Genomic DNA, 21,837 nt, shown 5'->3' on the forward strand with positions numbered 1-21,837 from the left:
TAGTTTATCATTCTATGTTGTAGCATTGTTCTATTATTTGATGAACGGAAATGAAAGACAAGCAAACCAAACAAAGAGTAGCTCTGTCTAAGCTACTCTTTGTATCAAGCTAAACAATTATTCGTATTTAAGAGGGAAAATATCGCTTACATTCTGGTGCACGGCTACCTATTAATGAATAGTACATGAGTTAGATAAGCCAACGATGTGTGGACATTGTATTATCACATCAATTGTATCGCTCATTCCTTTAATCCGTCTGTATCCTCAAGCGCTAGCAATGGCAATTCAATCGTAAAGGTGAACCATTTGCCCAGATGAGTGAAGTGTAGCTCGCCACCATGCAGCTCGACAATACTTCTGGCAATAGATAATCCGAGCCCTGTACCTGATTGCATGCCATGATCATGACGAGACGGATCGACCTTGTAAAAGCGTTCAAACAGTCTGCGCTCCTGCTCCTTCGTAAGTGGCATGCCTTCGTTGGCAATCTCGATCATAATCCGTGTCTCCGTCTGCTTCATGACAATCTGGATTGTACTTGGAGTTAGGGAATAACGAAGTGCATTGCTGAGCAGATTATCAATTGCGCGTGCGATCTTCTCACTATCCACTTGAGTATAGATTGGAGTAGGAATGATATTTTTAACGGTGGTAATGCCCAACTCGTGTGCAATCGGTTCAAATTCAAAATAGAGCTGATTGACCATCTGAGTCAGATCCACTATTTCCCGATGCAGCTGCGCCTCCTTCCAGGCAAGACGCGTATATTCAAACAGATCATCCAGCATTTTTTTTAAATGAATCGCTTTACTGTGCGCATTTTGTACGAAGCGCTGGTACTCCTCTTCATTACGGAAGGACGCACTTTGTAATAATTCGATATAGCCAATAATGCTCGTCAAGGGCGTGCGTAAATCGTGAGAGATTCCGGTAATCAGCTCCATTTTACTATTTTCGACTTCTCGCTCCTGTGTGATCTTTTGTTGAAGCTGCTCTGCCATCGTATTCACGCTCTGTATCACTCGACCAAGCTCATCCTCACGTTCTGTTGGGATGCGATACCCCATATCGCCCTCTGCAATCGTAGCTAATCCTTTTTCTAGATTAACTAGATCATATACCATCCTGCGAGTCACAATGTAAAAGGTAGCTACAAAAATACACATAAATAGAACAATAATAATTACACTATAAAAGGGAGCAATACTTTTTAATTGAGGAATGACCGTGCTCAATAAATAGGTGGCGTAAAAAGCTATAAACACGATCGCATACGTAATTATGAAGCTGATTATACAGCTAAATAACAGTCTGAGCTGAATACTTCGTCGGAACTTCACAGGTAAGCGTAGTTTATTCCACTTTATAACCAACACCCCAGACCGTTTTAATATATTGAGGCTCCTTCGGAGAACGCTCGATCTTCTCACGCAAATTACGAATATGCACCATCACTGTATTATCCGAATAGCCTGCCGTTTCATTCCATACACGCTCGTATATTTGCGCCGGGCTGAACACCTGCCCCGGATGACTGGCAAGCAGCTCCAAAATCGAAAATTCACGCGGTGTAAGCGATACAGGCGCTTGTTGAATCGTAACGATATGTTTTTGGATATCGATAACAAGTTCTCTCACTTCAATTATAGTAGACGATGACGATCCATCCTTACTCCATAGCGATTGCCTGCGTAGCTGTGCCTTCACTCGTGCAAGCAGCTCCAGCGGATTGAATGGCTTACCGATGTAATCGTCTGCTCCTGTCGTTAAGCCTGTAATTTTATCGATATCCTCTTCTTTTGCAGATAGCATAATGATCGGTACATCGGAGATATCTCTAATCTTCATGCAGGCGCGAATGCCATCCATATGCGGCATCATCACATCAAGAATAATCAGATCAATCGCTGTGCTAGATGTTTTCTCCACCGCTTCGATTCCATCCTCAGCTTCCAGTACCGTGTATCCTTCATTACGCAAATAGATATGGATCACATCTCTGATCTCGGAATCATCATCAACAACGAGGATTGTAGGCATCGTTCGCGTTCACTCTTTCTATAAGTTAATAAAATATAAAATGGCTTATGGTATATTCATTGCATGTAGACGGATTGTAGCTTGAACTAGGTTGGCTTATACACGTTCATAGAAAGCAGTAGGCATCGCAATTGAAGCTAGAGACATGACGGTATATCGCTTTCCTATTTATATACTGGCTTCTTACTCCTATTCATGCGCTACTTCTTACGGCATACGTATACAAAGGCAGGCGGTACATTAAGCGGCACAAAGTGAATGGCTTCGATCAAGAATGTATCGGCAAGCATTCTTTTCATTTGCAGGGAATACTGATAGGTGATGAATAGTCCGCCTGGCTTGAGTGCCTGAACGACCTGCTCCAGTAAGGCTTGCCGCATTGACACACTAAAATTGAAAAACGGCAGTCCGCTCACCACACAATCCAGCTCCGTAATGTCCAGCTCATTCATCTTTTGTGTCAGATGACGTGCATTGGTGTAGCAGGGAAATTGTGGATATTGTTTCCTTATATATTCTCTCATTTGCTTGTCCATTTCAAATAAAATAACGTCAACTTCATCTCCCGCATGCTCTTGAATGAAGCTCGTGATCGCTCCTGTACCTGAACCCAGCTCAGCGATTGCACGTACAGTATCCCACGCAATGGGCTTCACCATTTGTTCAGCTAAAAAGCGAGAGCTTGGCATCACACTGCCTACTCTTTTCGGATCGCCAAAAAATCGATGTGCAAATAAAAAGCCTTCTCTAATCGTCATCATGTTCTCCTCCACTAATCTGTTTGTTTACCATAGGACTGTGCCAAAATAATGGCCGATGATGAAAAAGAGTCCCGTCCAGAGCAACGCGCTACTATAGGCAAGTACAGCAAACATGCGATAGCGCATACCATGAAACCCAGCAAACAAAGGCAGCATATAGCGAACGACGGGAATAAAAAATCCGATACATACCGCTTTATTGCCAAAACGTTCAAATAGCTTTTGCACCCTTGCGAGATAAGGCTTTTGCTGCAAATGAGCCTGAAGACGTTGACCCGAGCATGTTCCAAGTACATACGAAATGGTAATTGCCGTGATCAGTCCAAGCAGCATACAGCCATAGGTCCAGTATGGATTCAGCATGCCTGTACTGCTAAGCACCGCACCGGTAATAATTGTCACCTCGTTCGGTACAGGAACACCGAAGGGACCTAATGTAAAGGCAAGAAAGAATGCCATATAGCCGTAGTTTTCAACTAGATGAATAATGATCGTATTGATCATCCTCAGCCTCCGTTCTGTTAAGTGATGAAGCATCCCTCGCTTCTGTTCCATCATCATAAACAACAGAAATGAATATTCACCTGCTACAAAAATAAAGAAATTCTGAAGATGGGAGTAAAAATGAATAAAGAGGCGATGGACTTGTCTGTTGAAGGTAGAACCTAAAGGAATATTTCAGTACGAGAAGCTTAGGTACAGCTCTAAGCTAGAGATCATTGAATGAAAGAAACGCAAAAAAGACGGTGCCAGGATGGGCATCGTCTTGGGTGGCATATCGCTATATCGTTTTATCTCATTCTAATCATGCAGTAAAGCTTCAACCTGTGTCATGATCTCCTGCACTATATCGGCAGCAGACTGCCCGTCTGTCAGCAATCTGGTTCCCTGTCCTGCCCATAGCGCCATGTATTCAGCATTATTTTGGCGAGCAGCTGCCTGACGAAGCTCGCGTGTTAATGTATTTTGCGTTGGAAAAGCTAATGGCTGAATTCCAGTAGCGTGCCAGTGACGAATAAATTCATTCTGAATACCACGAGCAGGGCGCCCAGAAAAAGCAGTCGTCATTACTGTGCTATCTTCTGTACTACTTAGAAGTGCCTGCTTGTATGCAGGATGTGCGCCAGATTCCACCGATGTTAAAAAGCGTGTTCCAAGCTGTACGCCCTGCGCGCCGAGCGCAAGCGAAGCGACCAATCCACGGCCATCCATAATGCCGCCAGCAGCAAGCACAGGAATGTTCACTTGATCGACAATCTGCGGCACCAATGCCATCGTGCCGACATTAGAACCCATTGGTCTATTGCTGGTATCGAAGGTTCCGCGATGTCCACCTGCTTCGCTTCCCTGAGCAACTACAGCATCGCAGCCACTCTGCTCAGCTTGTATCGCTTCTTCCACTGTCGTTGCTGTACCGATCACCTTTATGCCCAGCGATCGGGCTTGCTCCATATGGCTGTTGGACAACAAACCAAATGTGGCGCTGATAATGGGCACTTTCTCCTCTAGCAGTACCGCAAATTGAGCTTCCAAATTATCCGGTGTACGAATCTGGTCTGGAGACGGCGCCGCAATATCAAGCGCTTGCTGTACAGGCTGCAATTGCTGGAGCACTTCCTCCCAGCCCTCATACCGATCACTGCCCATATGCGCGAATAGATTAACTGCAAAAGGCGCATCGGTGAGTCGTTTAATTTCTTGAATCGCCTGTCTTAGCTGCTCCGGGCTCATATATGCGCCGCCCAGCGTACCAAGCCCCCCTGCATTAGATACAGCAGCTACAAGCGGCGGCATATTCGCAATACCTGCCATCGGCGCAAGAATGATCGGGTAACGAATCTGGATTTGTTTACAAAAGTTGGTGTTCCACTGAATCGGCATATTAGAGCCTCCTGTGTTATGGGGATGTATGGTATATTGCTGCATATCATGTATATCTACATTAAATAATTGAACTGCTTTGCTCCAACATACGATATATGTACGACTCCAAGCAATGTCTAGAAACCTGATTCCTAATCCAATGGAATCAGGCTCTTTAACATGCCATCTAACCACATATAAGAAAATAGAATTCATATTGGCTCCTGGATCATCTCCTTTCAAAATATCCAACACTATTGAAAATTTCATTTTTATAATTGACAACTTGTATATACAGGTATAGAATCAACGAGGCGAGTCATCTTGTATATACAGGTTTGAATCTTATTCCAGCTACGCTAACTACTGCTATATAGATAGAGATGTGATGTAGTTCAGTCGTACAGCTTTTAAGCATTTACAGGAGGAATCATATACATGAATAGGACGGAGTGGTGGCGCAGATCGACGGTTTATCAAGTTTATCCGCGCAGTTTCAAGGACACAACAGGTAATGGAATCGGAGATATTCGGGGGCTGACCGAGAAATTGGATTATTTGCAGGAGCTAGGGATTGATATTATCTGGCTCCAGCCGATCTACGTTTCACCGCAAAATGATAACGGTTACGACGTTGCTGATTATCGCTCGATTGATCCGATGTATGGCACGATGGAAGATTTTGACGAGCTTCTGCAAGGCATTCGTCAGCGAAATATGCGTCTGATGCTCGATATTGTGGTTAATCATTCGTCAACAGAGCATGTCTGGTTCAAACAATCACGGCAATCCAGAAATAATCCATATCGTGATTATTATATCTGGCGTGATCCGGCACCAGGCGGTGGCGTCCCGAATAACTGGCAATCTAAATTTGGCGGCTCCGCCTGGCAATACGATGAGCAAACTGGACAGTATTATTTGGCTCTGTTCGATCCAACTCAGGCAGACTTGAACTGGGAAAATGAGCAGGTTCGTCAGGAAGCAGCTGAGCTGATGCGTTTCTGGACAGATAAAGGTGTGGATGGCTTCCGTCTCGATGTGATCAATCTGATCTCCAAAGATCAGCGCTTTCCAGATGATGAAGGCGACGATCTGATCATTAGTGATGGGCGGCGATTTTACACCGATGGCCCCCGGGTGCATGAGTACATTAAACAATTGTATGAAGAGGTATTTGGCCCCTATCAGCTCGTCACTGTCGGTGAAATGTCCTCCACTACACTGGAGCACTGTATTCGGTACTCTAACCCGGAAGAACGCGAATTTTCGATGACGTTTAACTTTCATCATCTCAAGGTAGATTATCCACAGGGTAAGAAATGGGAATTGATGCCGTATGATTTTGAAGCGTTAAAGACACTGTTATCTCAGTGGCAATCCGGCATGTACATAGGCGGTGGCTGGAATGCACTGTTCTGGAACAATCATGATCAGCCCCGCGCATTATCCCGTTTTGCTGATGATGGACGATATCGTATCGAGAGCGCCAAAATGCTGGCAACTACACTGCATGGTCTACAGGGTACACCGTACATTTTCCAGGGTGAAGAGATTGGGATGCCTAATCCGAACTGGAATGATATCTCAGAATTCCGAGATATAGAATCCAAAAATATGTACCGTATCATGATCGAAATGGGCAAAACGCCAGAAGAAGCCTTCACCATCATTGCACGTCGCTCACGTGACAATGCGCGTACACCGATGCAATGGGATTATAGCGCTAATGCTGGCTTCACGACCGGAACACCGTGGATCAAGCTGGACGAGCGTTATCCTGAGATCAATGTCAGTCTACAGCAGCAAGATCCGAATTCGATCCTCAGTCATTACAAACGACTGATCGCGCTTCGTAAAAAAGAAGATGTGCTGATCGATGGAAGCTATATCCGTCTGGATAAGCAGCATCCTCAGATTTACGCGTATGCTCGCCAAAATGATCGTGATACTCTGGTCGTTATGTCCAATTTCACCGATCAGCCTGCTCAATTCGACTTACCTGCCCAGTTACGCGACATCGACTCTGCCTCTGTAGAGTTGCTTGTCCAAAATACGGAGTTCGTCCCTGCTTGGGAGAACATCGTATCGCTTGAACCTTATGCATCTTATATGTGGGTCATCCGGGGGTAGCTCCCCCGGTATTTTGCGACAAAGAATGGAGCTGAACACATGTCGGTAAAAAGAGAAGACGTCGAGAAAATCGTTGAAGCCATTGGTGGTAAAGAAAATATTGAAGTCGCTACACACTGTGTCACGCGACTTCGCTTCTCCCTCGTTGATGAGGGAAAAGTCAATAAGCAAGCGCTGGACGATAATGAGCTGGCAAAAGGCTACTTTTCCACGCAGGGTCAATTTCAGGTCATTATCGGCCCGGGGATTGTGGATAAAGCGTACGATGAATTGATAGCGATTACCGGAGGTCAACGTGCTAGCAAAGATGATGTAAAAGCAGCCGCAATTAAACATAAAAGTCCGATTCAGCAATTTATCAAAACACTATCCGATATCTTTATCCCCCTGTTGCCAGCACTCGTTACCGCAGGCTTATTGCTCGGTATTAACAACCTGCTGACTGGAACAGATATCTTTTTCAAAGGACAATCGCTTGTACAGGTATATCCGCAATGGGCTGACTTCGCAGCGATCGTCAATACGATTGCCAGCACTGCCTTCACCTTCTTGCCTGCATTGGTCGGCTGGTCAGCAGCGACAAGGTTTGGTGGTAGTCCCTTACTCGGAGTCGTACTCGGTCTGATTCTCGTCAACCCGTCACTGCTTAGCGCCTATGATTATGCAAAGGCATACAATGAAGGCACGGTGCCAACATGGAATTTATTTGGCTTCCATGTGAATGCGGTCGGCTATCAGGGGCAGGTTCTTCCGATGCTCGTTGCCGCTTACGTACTCGTGGTGATCGAGAAATGGCTGAATCGTAAAGTTCCTGATTCGCTCAAGCTATTAGTCGTTGCTCCAGTTGCATTACTTGTTACTGGCTTTCTCGCATTTGTCATTATCGGTCCGGTTACATTTACACTGGGTAATTGGTTAACTGCCGGTGTAGTATGGGTATTCTCTACGGTGCCATGGCTTGGCGGTCTGCTATATGGTGGTCTGTATGCTCCACTCGTTATTACCGGGATGCATCATACATTCCTTGCTGTCGATCTACAGCTTATTAACTCAACTGGTGGTACATTCCTCTGGCCGATGCTGGCACTGTCCAATATCGCGCAGGGTGCAGCCGCACTTGCAATGATGTTCGTGATTCGCTCACAAAAAATGAAAAGCCTTTCAGCAACAACATCAATTACTGCCTTCCTTGGTGTGACCGAGCCCGCCGTGTTCGGTGTCAATGTGCGCTTTAAATATCCGCTGTTTATGGGTATGCTCGGTTCGGCAATCGGTGGCGTTCTGCTGACGATGAATAATGTGCGCGCATTTGCTGTTGGTGTAGGCGGTCTGCCTGGCTTCCTCGCGATCGATGTTGCCAATTGGGGCATTTTCTTCATCGGTATGGCAATTGCACTGGTCGTTCCATTTGTAGGTACACTGCTATGGGGTAAACTGGCTACGCGTAAACAAACAGCAGGCGGTGAAATGAATACTGCCGAAGCCGAGCTTGCTGATGACGATGTGAAAAAGGTAGAGCATGGTCAAAGCCCGTTGCCAGCAAGTGAAAAAGTAGCTTCGGCTACACAAGCTTCTACTGCATCCAATCCACTGGATGTGCTGGAGTTAGCTGCACCGATTACAGGTCAGGCCGTTCCACTGGATCGTGTCCCCGATCCCGCCTTTGCGGAAAAGCAAATGGGCGAAGGAATTGCAATTGAGCCAACTGAGGGTAAAGTATATGCTCCATTCGATGGTACGGTGGCTCATGTTATCGATAAAAGTAAGCATGCTGTCATTCTGGAACATAGTAGCGGTGTACAAATCCTTGTCCACGTTGGGATCGATACGGTTGGACTGAAGGGTGATGGCTTTAAGGTGCATGTCGCTACTGGAGATAAGGTGAGTAAGGGGCAATTGCTACTAGAATTCGATATGGATACAATCCAGGCAGCCGGTTATCCAACCATCTCGCCTGTCATTGTACCTATAGGTCAGACGATGATCGAACAGATCGAAGAAGTACCCGGAGCTGTAGAAGCTGGCAAAACGCCAGTCTTGCGTATTCATCTGACCAAAGCACATGCCTCATAAAGCACATGCTTTTTAAGAGTTTTGCAGGTCGCTTGTAAAAACTGATATGCTTCACTTTCATCTGAATCGCCTGTCATCCAGCAGAATTACTGGGTAACAGGCGATTTTGCTCGTTAGAAGCTAGTCCATGATTATAAAGAAAATACAAAGTTCATAAAAAGAAAACAAAGACCATGAACCCTCATCACATCCGATTATTTTGCTTTTTTGCATAATTATTCGTACAATAGATGGCGGTGATGCAGATGAACAAAAATATTTTTTCGCAAATTTACAACGATTATACACAGCAGATTGAAGCTGGCACACTCAAGCCTGGTGTTAAGCTTCCTTCCGAAAATGAACTAACCGAGCATTATAGTACATCGAGAGAAACGGTGCGCAAGGCATTACACCTGCTATCTCAAAATGGATATATTCACAAAATGCGTGGCAAAGGCTCATTCGTGCTCGATATGAATCGGATGGAATTTCCAGTCTCTGGTCTGGTTAGCTTCAAAGAGCTATCTCAGCGACTTGGACGCACAGCACGCACACTCGTATATGAAGTCTCCCTCATCCCGTGCCCACAGCATATTGCACGTCAGCTTCAAGTGCAGGAAAAAGAGCCTGTATGGAAAGTCGTACGCGCGCGCGAAATAGAGGATGAAAAGGTTATTTTGGATAAGGACTATTTTCTCGCATCGGTTATCCCTTCACTTACTCAAGATATTGCCAGCGAGTCGATCTACGAATACCTGGAAGGCGAATTAGCACTCAAAATTGCCTATGCTAAAAAAGAGATTTCAGTAGAGCAGGTCACCGCTGAAGACAAGTTATTACTCGATCTAAAGCGCGATACGCATGTGGTGGTCGTGCGGAACTATGTGCATCTGGAAGATACGACTTTGTTTGAATATACTGAATCTCGCCATCGATTGGATAAGTTCCAGTTTGTGGAGTTTGCGCGTAGGATGCCGAATGAGGAGTAAGAGTTTTTGGAGCAGCTCATGTTTCGGAAATATAAAGAAAAAAGCTGACTTCTAAAAGAGTCAGCCTTTTTGCATTTGATCGTAAATATCATTATACGTACTTATAAGTATACGATAACAGGTAGCTCACATAAACTGACGATGATCTATTTTGTATACAATAAAGCCTGCAAATTGACTCTGAGCAGTCAGTAAAATATCCAGTGCATCCGTCACTTTAAGCTGTACGCTTGTATCTACTCCTTTGCGTATAGCGATCAAACACGAATCTGCAAGCGATACAACGATATCAGCCAACTCGTCATAATAATAGGAGTTGTGGCTAAGAGAGGTTGTATCAAATGCTGGGTATCCCTCGACGTTCGATAAAACTGTAAGTGGATAACTATGCTGTTGTTGGAGTTGCTGTTTATTAATAAATATAGTAATTTCTTTCAATAGCCCGGTTTTCGAATCGAATGATACATCTAATGGTGGAAAATCACCAAAATCATATCGCCAATGATAAGGTCTTGCTTCCCAGTAGAGCTTATCACCACGTAGCTCAAGGTTAAGTAATATTAGGTTTTCACTGACTGACTCTACATTTTGAATAGAAATTGCATTTATAGAGTATGTTTTTGCCAATGTTAAATTCATATGGATCACTCACTTTGTACAAATGATATAGCCTGCTTATACAGCATACGATCTAATCTTGTACTATAACAGCTTAATCTCACTCTATTCTATCAACTACATTTTTCTTCTTCGCAAGCTACATCAGCCTAATCTCTAATCTTCAATAGCAACTTAGTCCCGTAAGCTTAATCTCTTTACACCCTGTCTTATCTACTCATCCTCGATCCAATTGCCGATACTGAATCGCCTCTGCAATATGTAGCGCATCAATCTGCTCTTCCTCCTCCAGATCCGCGATCGTTCTTGCTAATTTCAAAATACGGTCTCGTGCACGCATACTCATACCTAGCTGTTCAAAAGCTGTATCCAGTAACGTATTTGCTGCTGGTGTGAGCGGCGCATACTGACGCAGCCATTTACCAGACAATTGACTATTCCAGTGAATGCCTATTGCTCGATACCGTTCCAGCTGTAGCTTGTGCACACGCAGTACACGCTCACGCATACTAGAGGAATCGTTGCCATCTGCGGCTCCCAATGCGCTAGCCTGAAGCTCGCGTTCACTCGGCCTGGGAACCTCGATCTGTAGATCAATCCGGTCAAGTAATGGGCCTGAGATTTTAGCACGATAACGAGCGATTTTGGCATCGGTACATGTACACGGATGGAGTGGATGACGACTACCGGCAAATCCACATGGGCAAGCATGTAGATAATACCGTTGACCTTCTCCATATTAAGCGGCAAACCATGTTGCGTTTTATACAACAGCGTAGCCTTCTTCCGATCGATACACCAGGACAGCGCATTCGAGCAGCAAGGATAGAGAATCATATGACCATTCGTGAAGTTGCTTCGCGTATACAGATTTCAACCAATTCACTCAGCTTGATTGAGAATGAGAAAAGTAAGCCGTCCCTACCTACGGTTAGAAAACTTTCTGCATTATATAATAAAGAAATTTGGTATTTGGGAGCGTATGAGCATATGCCTGAGGAGACGAAAGGCCAGCGTATTCGCAAGACGAGGTATTATCGAGGATGGATAAAACAGGATTTAGCGAACTACTTTAAGATTGAAGCAAAATCGGTTTGTAACTGGGAAGCTGATCGGGTTCGATTTTCCGATGAGACGAAAAAGAAAGTAGATTTATTTTTGGAAATACTCAATTAAAATATAGAAAGCCTTTTATGCATGGATAAGAGGCTTTCTATATTTGTAGCATGGATATTGAGATATTTGAGCTACTAATTGTGCAAAAAAACTTAATAACAATAATCTTATGCCCCAGTTAGATAGCTTCTTTCGTTTATTAAAGGCTGCTTCTTCGCCTACTCCGTTAATTTAAGCGGTTAGAACATCAACTTGTCGATCAACAAACCTTGAATCTCTCGAAATACCATAAAACATTGATAGTATGCCTATAGTCCAGAATCATACTCCGATCACGTTGAGCCACTAACCAATCCTGATTTCCATCACTATTTTACGCCCGTATAATTAAACAACTGTTTTACGTGCTTAGCAAATCAAACCCAAAAAATCGCTTATTTCTTCACCACTTAGTGTATATACTCCTTTAACAGGAACTATATCTGGAGCATAAAGTTCATAATTAAAACTAATCAAAGTATCTTCTCGAATAAAAAAACAAATAAATTCGTATTTTTCAACTTTACCTATTGGAATCAATTTTATTACATCTATGTAGCTACCGGGATAAATAACGTCATCTCTACCACCCACATAAGCTTGAACTTCATCTTCACTTTGACGTAAACGTGATAAATTGTAATGGTCGCCAAGCTCATTTCCTATTTTTAAATTATTTAGAGCCATTAACTTTATGCATGGATATGTAGCAATATACTTACCTTCATTTTCTATTCCAATTATTAATGTAAAAGGGGCATTCCCACTATTAGGGAGAAAATAATGTTGCTGGTCATCTAATCTAACCCGGATTTTTAATTTTGGCTTTTGCCTTCTACCAAACTGATCCTCCAGAATTGAATGTTCCATCATTACAAAGCTATCACCACTTCTTAAGTAATACTTATGATCTTTGTTAATGGCTCTGTGAGGTGTGAAATCACTTTGAGGTACTAAAGTGACAATGAACCCTTTATCACATTCTTCATCATCATTCAAATAAATCGCAGTATTACGTACTCCTGGATTAGCTGGCACAAACACTTGACTAGTCGCATTATTTAAATCGGTTAAAAATCTCTTTAGTTCAAAAATTGGTTCTTCACCGATAGCAACATCTGCCTTATCTTGCAATCCTGGTGCACTAATCCCCCAAACTATTACTCCACCAGATGTATTAGAAAAACCAGATAATGCTTCAGAATATATAGATTTATCAGGTCTTTGTGCTCCCCCAATCGAAGGAGCTGATTTTCTTTTAAAATCTATAAATACTGTTTCTTCCCATTGTTCCTGATAGATTGACTTGATTTTCTCATATCCTCCATCAATAATTTTATAGTAAATGGATTCAGCATTATTCATGTGTATGTCCCCTCTACTGGTTGAAGTCACAAACAATTTACTACTACTACGAAAATAAACTAGCTTTTACTGATATCATAATACCATATTATAATGTTTCTCTTTCTCTCCCTACATTAGTAATCGTAAACGAATTGCTAGAATTAAGATTGCTTCCTTCTTGATCCGGAGGGAGGTTCTGTCAAATAACTCTATCTCTCTACAGCTAATATAATCAAACTCATCTTCATTTTCTAAGTAACTATATCTATCCGTTGGTTGTTCAGTGAGCTAATAGCTTCTATTAGCTCTGCATCTTGTCGTTGCAGCTTAGCTTCCATACCTGCGTTTCAAATCGCGATGCGCTCTATTTACTTATTGATTTCATTCGTTGATCCATACTACCTCGGGGTTTATGCCTGCATGATGCTTTCCTCGCGCCGTATAAAGCCGATCTGCCAGTAAAGCTGAACTTTCTCAATATAACTTGGCCAGTAGCACTTTCATCCGTTGCCCGCGCACACATCTGTACTTTATTTTTATGCCTTTTTCTTATCTTATGATTTTCTTACCCATGTTATAATGCGAGATATAGTTCATTTTTAGATTGATCGCTGAGTACCCGGCAAAGTATAGCAGAGATATTTAATATTTAAGGAGCATACATAACAAAAAAATATGCGGAAAAATTTAAAGAAAAATGTTCTACAAAAACTAAAGAGCAGCTACAGATAATTATTGTAGAAGCAGAAAAAAACTTAGATATTTCCAATTTGTTAAGCCCTTATTTCACAATTATTGGTTTGCTTAGATCATTAATAGTTTTTCAATTTTCTAATAGCCCTACTAAAAATGAATTTGTACTGTCAACAAAAATTACTGAGCTTACATCTCTCATTTTACTCTTAATTATATTTCTATATTTAATTATTATACTCTCAGGTCGTACGTCAGTTCGTAAAAGAAGTGCAGAATTCGAATTAATTAATCGTGAAAAAGAAAGTGTAGCTCTTGAATCAAGGAATAAAAAACGTGAAGATCGTCTCAAAGCAAAATACCTTTCAAAACGTTAATCTATTTGCCAGGACTTTATTTTCTGGACGAAAACTCCCCGTTTGCTTTGCCAATGTGCTGAAACTGAACTTTACAACCGAGGCACTGAGACAAAAACTAGTGATCGACTTGACCCATATCCAAACGAGATACGATTTGACTATTTATTGTTTGTTCTAAATTTGTATAATAATGGAGTCAGGGCTTGACCGTTATTCAAACGAAATGACCCAAAACTGGCGACAGATACGTCGGTCTAATACACTCCACTCAAGGATTTCAATACACGATTTAAAGCTATGGCAAAAGGACAGACAGGAAGTCATTCCAGACGTGGGAATTGCTTTGAAATCGCCTTTATCGAATTATTTTTCTCATTTGAAGACAGAGAAGTTGTATTTAGAGTATGCACAGTGAAACCACACTGTGGAGTATTTAACCTATTACAATGAAGAATGCTTCCATAACAAATTAAACGGCGTTTTTCCCGAAAGAATTTCGAAAAAACGCCGTTTCTGGAATATATTTTTTTGATGTCTACTTGACGGTGTAAAGATCAAAGTTCATCTAATCATTCGTCAAATTTATTTAGCCAATACATTGGTGTTTCGTTACCGGGCAAACATTTAAGTAAATCCAGCGTTTCTTTCTTTCTCAGCTTAATTGCAGCGTTTAATTTTTCAGGAGCGATATCCTTAATATCTTCCAACATACAGCATTTTTCAAACAATTCAACTATTTCATTATTCGCATGGTATTGTTTTAGAAGTTGTGCTACATAAGGACGATATAGATATATATAGGCTTCCTCAAAAGTTAGTGCATTATTAAGCAAAGAATCAAGCATACCTACATTTAATATACACAAAAACTTTTGAATTTCGTTTGAATCCTTCAATTCTATTTGCAAATTCAATACACCATCCTTTTATTAAGGCATGTGACTAGTTGAGTTGCTCCATCCGTTCTTCACTTTGACATTAAACACCTTACCGGATTCGCTTTGAAAGTAATGAATTGAGACTTTTTTGCCACTTTCGTCTATACCATCTTTGTAAATCTTATTCCAGGTGCCTGACTCGACATCTCGTAATTCCTCAAGTAATTCCTTATCCTTGACCTTATTCTTCACAGTTCCATTTTTAGCTGCTGAAAAACCTTTTGGATAAAGTGGAGCATCTTTTATTGATTTATATACATTCTGTAGCGCACAATTATGAACCCAAATCCCAAGGTTAGATACAAAATAAGAATTAAAATCTGCGACCTCAAAGTTATAAACTGTTGCTTTTCTTGGCTTTTTCTCAATTTTGTCTATTACCAGTTTAGAACCATTACTTGAAACAAGCAAGTCGCCTACTTTCAAGTTTTTAACTAGTGTCCATCCTTTACCATCCAACCAAAATGGATGTTTACCTGTAACCTCAATAATTTCGTTACGAACATGAATATAATAGATTTCGTCGGCCTGTTTTTGGAACAACCCTACGACTGCTTTATACGCCACTTCACCAGTTTTATCAGATTTAGAAAGAACCTTATCACCGACTTCAATTTCTTCGATAGGCTTCTCTCCTTTGTCTGTTTGCACTTTCGTTCCTGCAGTAAAGCAGAAACACTTATTAGCTTCTTTTAGGGCTTCATCAGTAAGTTTATATTCACGTTTTACTATTTTTCCTGAATCATCAACCAAACTTATTATTAACTTGCCACCTTTAAATATTTTACCTACTGGAATTAATCCTAAAGCCGCAAATGCTTTAGACCATTCCGAAGCGTTAGGATCTCTTAATGTTGCAAGATCATCTAATACTAGAAAATCTAATGCTGTTTTTATCATTCCACCAAATCGAGCTGCGTTTACAACATCTTGTCGAAGAGCGTTAGATGTTTCATAAGTTACAGCACCTGTTTCATGACCTGTCGGATCCACATAAATCAATGGATTATTTTGAACATACGTATATACATTTTGACTTAAAGGATTAATAATCTGTCCTTCATACGTATCTTCGTTAATAAACCGGCCCATACTTGGATCATAGTAACGTGCATTTAGATAATATAGTCCTGTCTCTGCATCCTGATACTCGCCTGCATATTTGAATGAGTTATCTGTTTGCTCTTCCTGCTGTGTTAGATTACCGAATTCGTCGTAGTCGTACGTATTGGCGATACTTCCATCATCGTTCAAAATGCCAATAACATCGCCGTGACCATTGTACAAATAATAGTACAATTTTTCACTGCCCAACTGCTTCTTCAGCAAAACTCGATCGCCTCTGATATATTCAGTATAAATCGGCTTATCTGGTTTACCTGTTGTAATAAGATTCGTTAAAGCTTCAAAGATAACTTTCCCACTACCATTTGAAATATAGTTACGAATAGCTTTTACTTCAGTCGAACCAACTTTAGATTCTACATACTTTTTCTGATATCTCATACCATTAGGTAAATAAGAAAAATACGTAAATGTGCCTTTTAACTGACCAGCTTGTTGAGGAATATTCTCGGTTTTCATCGAACGATATTGCTTCAATCGATTATCTAAATCATAAAAGTACGTAGTGTCACGTGGTTCCAACATGACACTTGGTGTATCTTCTGTTTGAATCAAACGATTCCCTCTAAGATCATAGGCATAAACGGTAGTACCTCGAACAGAATCATTTACTCCAACTAAACGATTCAGACTATCATACGTATAGTGGATGGTATGATCCGTTTTACCAGATCGTTTCTCAATGCTTTGTAGTACGTTCCCATTTCTATCATACAGGTAGTTTGATGCTGCGATGACCGCATTATCCAATGTAGTAATCATCTGCGTCATATGATTAATAGCATCATACGTATAGCTACTTTTCATGACTTTACCATTCTTCATGGTTGGGTAGGTGATAGATTCAATTTTCCCTTGAGAGGTATAGGCATACTTAATATTTTGGTTGCTGCTACCTAAAGTAATATTAGTCAATTGTTCCTTATTATCATACGCATAGTTTTGTGACGTTCCCTTGACTTCATCTGTACCACTTTGATAGTTCGTTTGCATCGTTGCAACTTGGCCTTGTCCATTATATGTCATACTCATACCACCAACATAGGCTGGATTTGTAGCATCGTTTACAGTACGAGCGCTCTGCTGGATCACACGTCCAAGTAAATCAGTTTTCATTTGTTGATCCATTGTATTTACAGAAGACAAACTTTCTACTCGTAATTGATTCGTTTGGATGTTTCCTTTTCCGTACGTATACGTATATTTAAGGAAATTTGATGAGGAATCTACTTTAGAAATAGTTTTAAGCTGCCCCCATTCATCGTACGTATAATCCGAATGTACACCATTACGATCAATTGCAACCTTTAATCGTCCCATCGTATCATATTGATTTTGATCGCTGTTGTTAGATGGATCAGTTTTACTTAATGTTAATGATGTCTCATTAAAATCTTTACTAAAAATTACTGCTGTACCAGTAGCATCTTGTACGCTAGCTTTGATCAACTGGTTGTTGCCGTCATACTCATAATTGGTAGCCTGATTTATAGCATTTAATAATTGAATCGGACGATTCAAGCGATCATATTTGTAGCTTTGTGTTACGCCTTCTCGATTGCGTGCATGTTGAGCACTACCATTTGTCTCTGGGTCAGTATAGGTCAACATATTACCTACAATATCATACGTATATGTTGCACGAATCGGATTCGCTCGATTACCTGCATCTTGATAAGCAAGCGTCTGTACTAGATTGCCCCATTGATCGTATTGTTGATCCACTGCATTGATCACTTTGCCATTGCCATCTTGGAACGTAAGCGAGTTTTTGAATTGAGACGGTAAGCTTTTAATTTTTGTTTGATTTCCTTGTGCATCTATTGTCGTAACGAGTTGATCCCAACTATCATAATCAATAGTCACATCAGTGATTGGACCTTCCATTAATTGTAGACCAGTAGCAGCAGTCCCACGGTATATAGCAGTAGTCTGTTTCACCGGGCGCATTTTACTATCGGTGCGGTATCGAATAATCTTCGTGACTGGAACCGCTGGATCACTACGATCTATCGAAGAATCTGTCAGTGTCATTCCAAATCCATCATACGTTGCAATATGTTCGTTTAAATTCACTTGCATACCATTGGATTTTTGGTTTGTTTCTTGATAACTACTTACTACTAGACCTGCAATAACTGGACTACCATCCTGCCGATCTACATACCCATCTTCATATTGATAACGATTCGCAACGGTATATACTTCACCATCCGTATTAGTTAGAGCTGGTTTTTGTTCTCTTATAAGCCGATCTAAACTATCATAAATATAGTTTGTCTTTTTTCCTTCGCCGTTTGTCGCTTCAAGTACTAAACTTGTGCGAGGGTCATACCGGAAGCTTTGCGTATTTTGTAACTGATTACCATCACTTGCAGAGCGAAAATATGTCGTTACTGATGAGGGCAACGCATATCCTGTGTCTGCGTCATAGTTCGTCACGGTTCTTGCTTTAACACCAGCTTTTACAGGTCGTTCAGTAACGATTTGGCTAACTTTACCGTCTGCCGTCTTCGTATATGTGGTATTAACTTCTTGCCCCAAAGCATCACGTATCATACTCACTCGTCCATCTGTAGTATAAGCGTACGTATTAGTAAGCTGGGTCGAATCATTTTGATATGCGGTCATTGTCTGAATCTGATTATACTGAGGCTCGTAGGTATAAAATGTAGAGCGCTTTTGCTTTGTATCTGCATTCGCTAATTGATCTGTCGTAAGCGGTGCAGTTTGTTGAACCAGATTGCCATTCGCATCATACTTTTGTTCGGTGTAACGTGTTATCTGTCCAGCCGAATCAATAATCGTTTCTTTACTGCGAATTGGATTGAATTTGAAATTAGAATCATAGGCTTCATACGTAGTTAAATTAGATTGACCATTGGCACCGTAACGTAATACATCCTGTGTTTGTCCTTTATAATTAAAACGAGTCACCGTACGGAAAGTCTGACTACCTTGCTCCATTGTTAAAGCCTGCTGCTCATACGTATAACCAGTTGGCATATTTTCCTGACTGGTTGCCTGTGGAAAGCCTGTGTAATCCCCGCTATACGTGTACTGAACCTGGTTGACGAGATTTGTTCGCTTGGAGCCATCTTTCTTCTGTGGCTCATCTGCACGTTGGGATACGACGAACTCTTGCTGTAATCCATCTCGACCCATATTGTGTACGACTCGAGTGTAATCATAGTACGTTTGTGAACGCGGATATTCGATCTCGCTCAGTGGGAAAGCTGCCATTGCTCCCACACCTTCTTGCGTATTCCAGTTACGACTTGTGTAACTGAATTCCGTTCGTGCACGATCCATATAATTAAACTTGGCTGTCCATAGATATTGACGTTTACCACTATCATCATCATGAACATATGATAATGTACGTAGAGCCGGATTAACGTCTTGAATATAATCATTTTTTTGTCTCAGCGTATCTCCACGATCGCGTGCTTGCCACTTTTGAGGCTGACCTTTTAAGACGACTTCCGCTTTTTTCTGTCCATCTGGGGTAATGGAATATACGGTCACAGCATTTTCCGTGTCTCCGCGCTGATATTCAATTCGCAGCTTGCGCCCTACTGTATCGGTAATTTGAATATATTGAAGGGGCTTGCCACCATATTCATAGGTGATTTTATTTTGGAAACGGTCTACGACACCGATCAGCTGACCTTGATCATTAAAATATTCACGTTTTTTACCTGGGTACTCCATATAATACGCAGCATTCGTTTGTCCATTGCTGAAACTCCCTCCTCGCATAAAACGAGTCATGGTGTTTGGTGGATTAACCAGATTGGTTGCGGACTCACCAAACTTCACCTGATACGAAGCTCCCCCACCGTTATGGTAATAATAGTACGTTTCTTGACCATATCTCGGACGCTCAATTTGTAAGGAAGGAAGCTGGAAGGACCATCCATTACCAAGCTGGAACGTATTGAAGAGATAATTTTCACTAGCCCATTCACTTTTAGCAATATTTTTATATTGCAAGCTAGTCGTCCCATTGCGATAAACGATGACTGGCATTAAAGCATTAGCTTCCAAAAAGCTCGTTGCCTGATTCGATTGGTACATAAGTCCAAGATCCATATCCAGACCATCACGACCTGGATAATGTAAAGCATTGAATTTCCATGTCAATGCACCAGTAGCGGGATCAATAGATTCACTTGTTTTCTGACGATCCGAATACTGTTCTTTATAAATCTGATTAATCTGAAGGGGGCTAATCAGCTTTAGATAACTATTCATATTTTTTTGGAAATTGTTAACCGTTGCTTCATCGCTGGAGCTAACTGCCATGGTGGAAATGAAGGAGCGAGCAGATAGACTTGTTTCCAAGTCATATGTATCTTGCTGCGCGGTTTCTTTTTCGTCTGATACTGGCAGTGAAGGAATCACACTAGAGTCTTGTAATGCTTCACCCGGAAATACGCCATATACGTTTTGACTGACTGTATTGGAATCGGCTAGCTTGAGCCCACTTTGTGGAAGCCATGATTTCCATGATAGCCCACTTTCTTTTTTCTGTTGCCAGATATCTAAGGGATTAATATTTTGTTGGGACGCAAGTAAATGGATCTGATACCGATCATATCCACCTGCACCTGCAAGCATGAGCTCGCCTACATCTTTATCTGAAAGGAGGAAGTTTGGAACAAAGGGAACAGGGAATTCATCTTCTTGCTGGATCTCACTTTTTTGTTCATCAGAAGTGCCATCCAATGAGAGTACTTTTAATTCATCGGTAAAGCTTTGGATACCCAACGAAGTGGATAAACTGGCAGATAAATTATATGCGTCTTCAGTTACCGAAGGCTCTTCCCATTCTACAATTTGAGGTGGGTCCAGAACAGGTTCTTGATTGTGATCTGGATCTAAGGTGACGCCAGGTGGTAATATAGCATCCGTTATGATCGATTGATTATCTGAGGATGCTGCATAAGAAAACGGTGTAAACAGATTAGAACATGAAGTAAATAATAATACCAACGATAGCAAGCTAATGACATAGCTTTTAACTGCTTTATTTAACACTTTAATTGTACCCCTTTATAATTTTTTTTATTTGAACGCTTAATCTATTACGTCGTCATACATTTTATTTTGTAATCGACGTAGTAACACGTTTAATCAAATTGCCGTTTTTATCATATACGTAAGTTATCTTGTAGCCTGACATCGTAATAGACAATAAACGTCCACTATTATCATACTGATAGCTTCTTGTAGCTGCTGCATCAGCATGAGAAGCTAAAACCATTGTTAACAGAACTACCATAATTACAGACCCTACTCTTTGCATTTTATTCATCCTATTTCTCTCCTTTCAAAAAAGTTAACCAACTAAAACATCCACTTACTTTACTTTTATAGTACGTTCCACATTGTAATAAATTCTATCTTTATCTACCATAGTTTTTTTCTGGAATTACATTAAATTTTAAACAATTAGTGCTATCTAACTAGGTGTATTCGTAAGTATGTAAAAATTACATATGACTTTAATTTAATAAGCGACTTTACACAAGGAAAATTGATACGGATTATACCTCTGCAAAACATCTATAAATTACTTTTTTTCAGTTATTCCCCATTTCATAACACTCATAAAAGAAGACATTATTTGGTACGTGTTATAAATTGATAATCTCCGCTATCGTGCTAAAATCAAGCACAACAGTTATGAACGTAGGAGGTGCCTAGCTCAATCGACCTTAATGAAAAGGATGATTTTATCGCCAGCCAAAGC

General features: G+C 41.1%; 15 protein-coding genes. 4 read left to right on the forward strand and 11 right to left on the reverse strand.

The genetic code is table 11. The features are described 5' to 3' along the window. Window positions 1-242 precede the first annotated feature (242 nt). The 5 genes from SK066_RS14660 to SK066_RS14680 form a co-directional block, all read right to left on the reverse strand. The gene (locus SK066_RS14660) at window positions 243-1,127 is read right to left on the reverse strand and encodes a sensor histidine kinase (RefSeq protein ID WP_320542040.1); all 885 of its coding nucleotides are present in this window, start codon (window positions 1,125-1,127) and stop codon (window positions 243-245) included. A 229-nt stretch (window positions 1,128-1,356) separates the two neighbouring features. Then, on the reverse strand, window positions 1,357-2,043 hold the full coding sequence (locus tag SK066_RS14665) for a response regulator transcription factor (RefSeq protein ID WP_320542041.1): 687 nt from the start codon (window positions 2,041-2,043) through the stop codon (window positions 1,357-1,359). 200 nt (window positions 2,044-2,243) lie between these two features. Continuing rightward, window positions 2,244-2,804, reverse strand: coding sequence for a class I SAM-dependent methyltransferase (locus tag SK066_RS14670; protein WP_407673674.1), 561 nt, complete (start codon window positions 2,802-2,804; stop codon window positions 2,244-2,246). 24 nt (window positions 2,805-2,828) lie between these two features. Continuing rightward, on the reverse strand, window positions 2,829-3,308 hold the full coding sequence (locus SK066_RS14675; protein ID WP_320542042.1) for a DedA family protein: 480 nt from the start codon (window positions 3,306-3,308) through the stop codon (window positions 2,829-2,831). A gap of 297 nt (window positions 3,309-3,605) precedes the next feature. Next, window positions 3,606-4,685 carry an NAD(P)H-dependent flavin oxidoreductase gene (locus SK066_RS14680; protein ID WP_320542043.1) on the reverse strand — a complete coding sequence of 360 codons (1,080 nt, stop codon included), beginning with the start codon at window positions 4,683-4,685 and terminating at the stop codon, window positions 3,606-3,608. A gap of 420 nt (window positions 4,686-5,105) precedes the next feature. Here SK066_RS14680 and treC point away from each other — a divergent pair, with 420 nt between their 5' ends. The 3 genes from treC to treR all read left to right on the forward strand — a co-directional run bounded on the left by treC (window position 5,106) and on the right by treR (window position 9,844). After that, window positions 5,106-6,800 (forward strand): alpha,alpha-phosphotrehalase, encoded by a 1,695-nt coding sequence (gene treC / locus SK066_RS14685; RefSeq protein WP_320542044.1) that lies wholly within the window; start codon window positions 5,106-5,108, stop codon window positions 6,798-6,800. A 39-nt stretch (window positions 6,801-6,839) separates the two neighbouring features. Further along, on the forward strand, window positions 6,840-8,873 hold the full coding sequence (gene treP, locus SK066_RS14690; protein ID WP_320542045.1) for a PTS system trehalose-specific EIIBC component: 2,034 nt from the start codon (window positions 6,840-6,842) through the stop codon (window positions 8,871-8,873). A 245-nt stretch (window positions 8,874-9,118) separates the two neighbouring features. Further along, complete coding sequence (gene treR / locus SK066_RS14695) at window positions 9,119-9,844, forward strand: trehalose operon repressor (RefSeq protein WP_188776628.1); 726 nt, start codon at window positions 9,119-9,121, stop codon at window positions 9,842-9,844. Window positions 9,845-9,970: 126 nt separating this feature from the next. Here treR and SK066_RS14700 read toward each other — a convergent pair whose 3' ends face one another. Further along, window positions 9,971-10,483: a hypothetical protein gene (locus tag SK066_RS14700; RefSeq protein WP_320542046.1), complete on the reverse strand. Its 513-nt coding sequence runs from the start codon at window positions 10,481-10,483 to the stop codon at window positions 9,971-9,973. 196 nt (window positions 10,484-10,679) lie between these two features. Then, window positions 10,680-11,003 carry a magnesium chelatase subunit ChlI family protein gene (locus SK066_RS14705; protein WP_320542047.1) on the reverse strand — a complete coding sequence of 108 codons (324 nt, stop codon included), beginning with the start codon at window positions 11,001-11,003 and terminating at the stop codon, window positions 10,680-10,682. Window positions 11,004-11,119: 116 nt separating this feature from the next. Between SK066_RS14705 and SK066_RS14710 the strand changes: the two genes are divergently transcribed. Next, a complete protein-coding gene (locus tag SK066_RS14710) occupies window positions 11,120-11,638 on the forward strand; it encodes a helix-turn-helix transcriptional regulator (protein ID WP_320542048.1) in 519 nt (172 codons plus the stop codon). Window positions 11,639-11,986: 348 nt separating this feature from the next. Here the strand turns inward: SK066_RS14710 and SK066_RS14715 are convergent, their stop codons facing one another. The 4 genes from SK066_RS14715 to SK066_RS14730 all read right to left on the reverse strand — a co-directional run bounded on the left by SK066_RS14715 (window position 11,987) and on the right by SK066_RS14730 (window position 21,399). Further along, a complete protein-coding gene (locus tag SK066_RS14715; protein ID WP_320542049.1) occupies window positions 11,987-12,982 on the reverse strand; it encodes an AlbA family DNA-binding domain-containing protein in 996 nt (331 codons plus the stop codon). A gap of 1,603 nt (window positions 12,983-14,585) precedes the next feature. Further along, on the reverse strand, window positions 14,586-14,930 hold the full coding sequence (locus SK066_RS14720) for a DUF3969 family protein (protein WP_320542050.1): 345 nt from the start codon (window positions 14,928-14,930) through the stop codon (window positions 14,586-14,588). Between the two features lie 15 nt (window positions 14,931-14,945). Further along, complete coding sequence (locus SK066_RS14725) at window positions 14,946-21,122, reverse strand: polymorphic toxin-type HINT domain-containing protein (protein WP_320542051.1); 6,177 nt, start codon at window positions 21,120-21,122, stop codon at window positions 14,946-14,948. Between the two features lie 64 nt (window positions 21,123-21,186). After that, window positions 21,187-21,399, reverse strand: coding sequence for an RHS repeat domain-containing protein (locus tag SK066_RS14730; protein ID WP_320542052.1), 213 nt, complete (start codon window positions 21,397-21,399; stop codon window positions 21,187-21,189). Between the last annotated feature and the right edge of the window lie 438 nt (window positions 21,400-21,837).

Origin of the sequence: Paenibacillus hunanensis (assembly GCF_034055775.1) — a bacterium.
Classification (GTDB): Bacteria; Bacillota; Bacilli; order Paenibacillales; family Paenibacillaceae; genus Saccharibacillus; species Saccharibacillus hunanensis.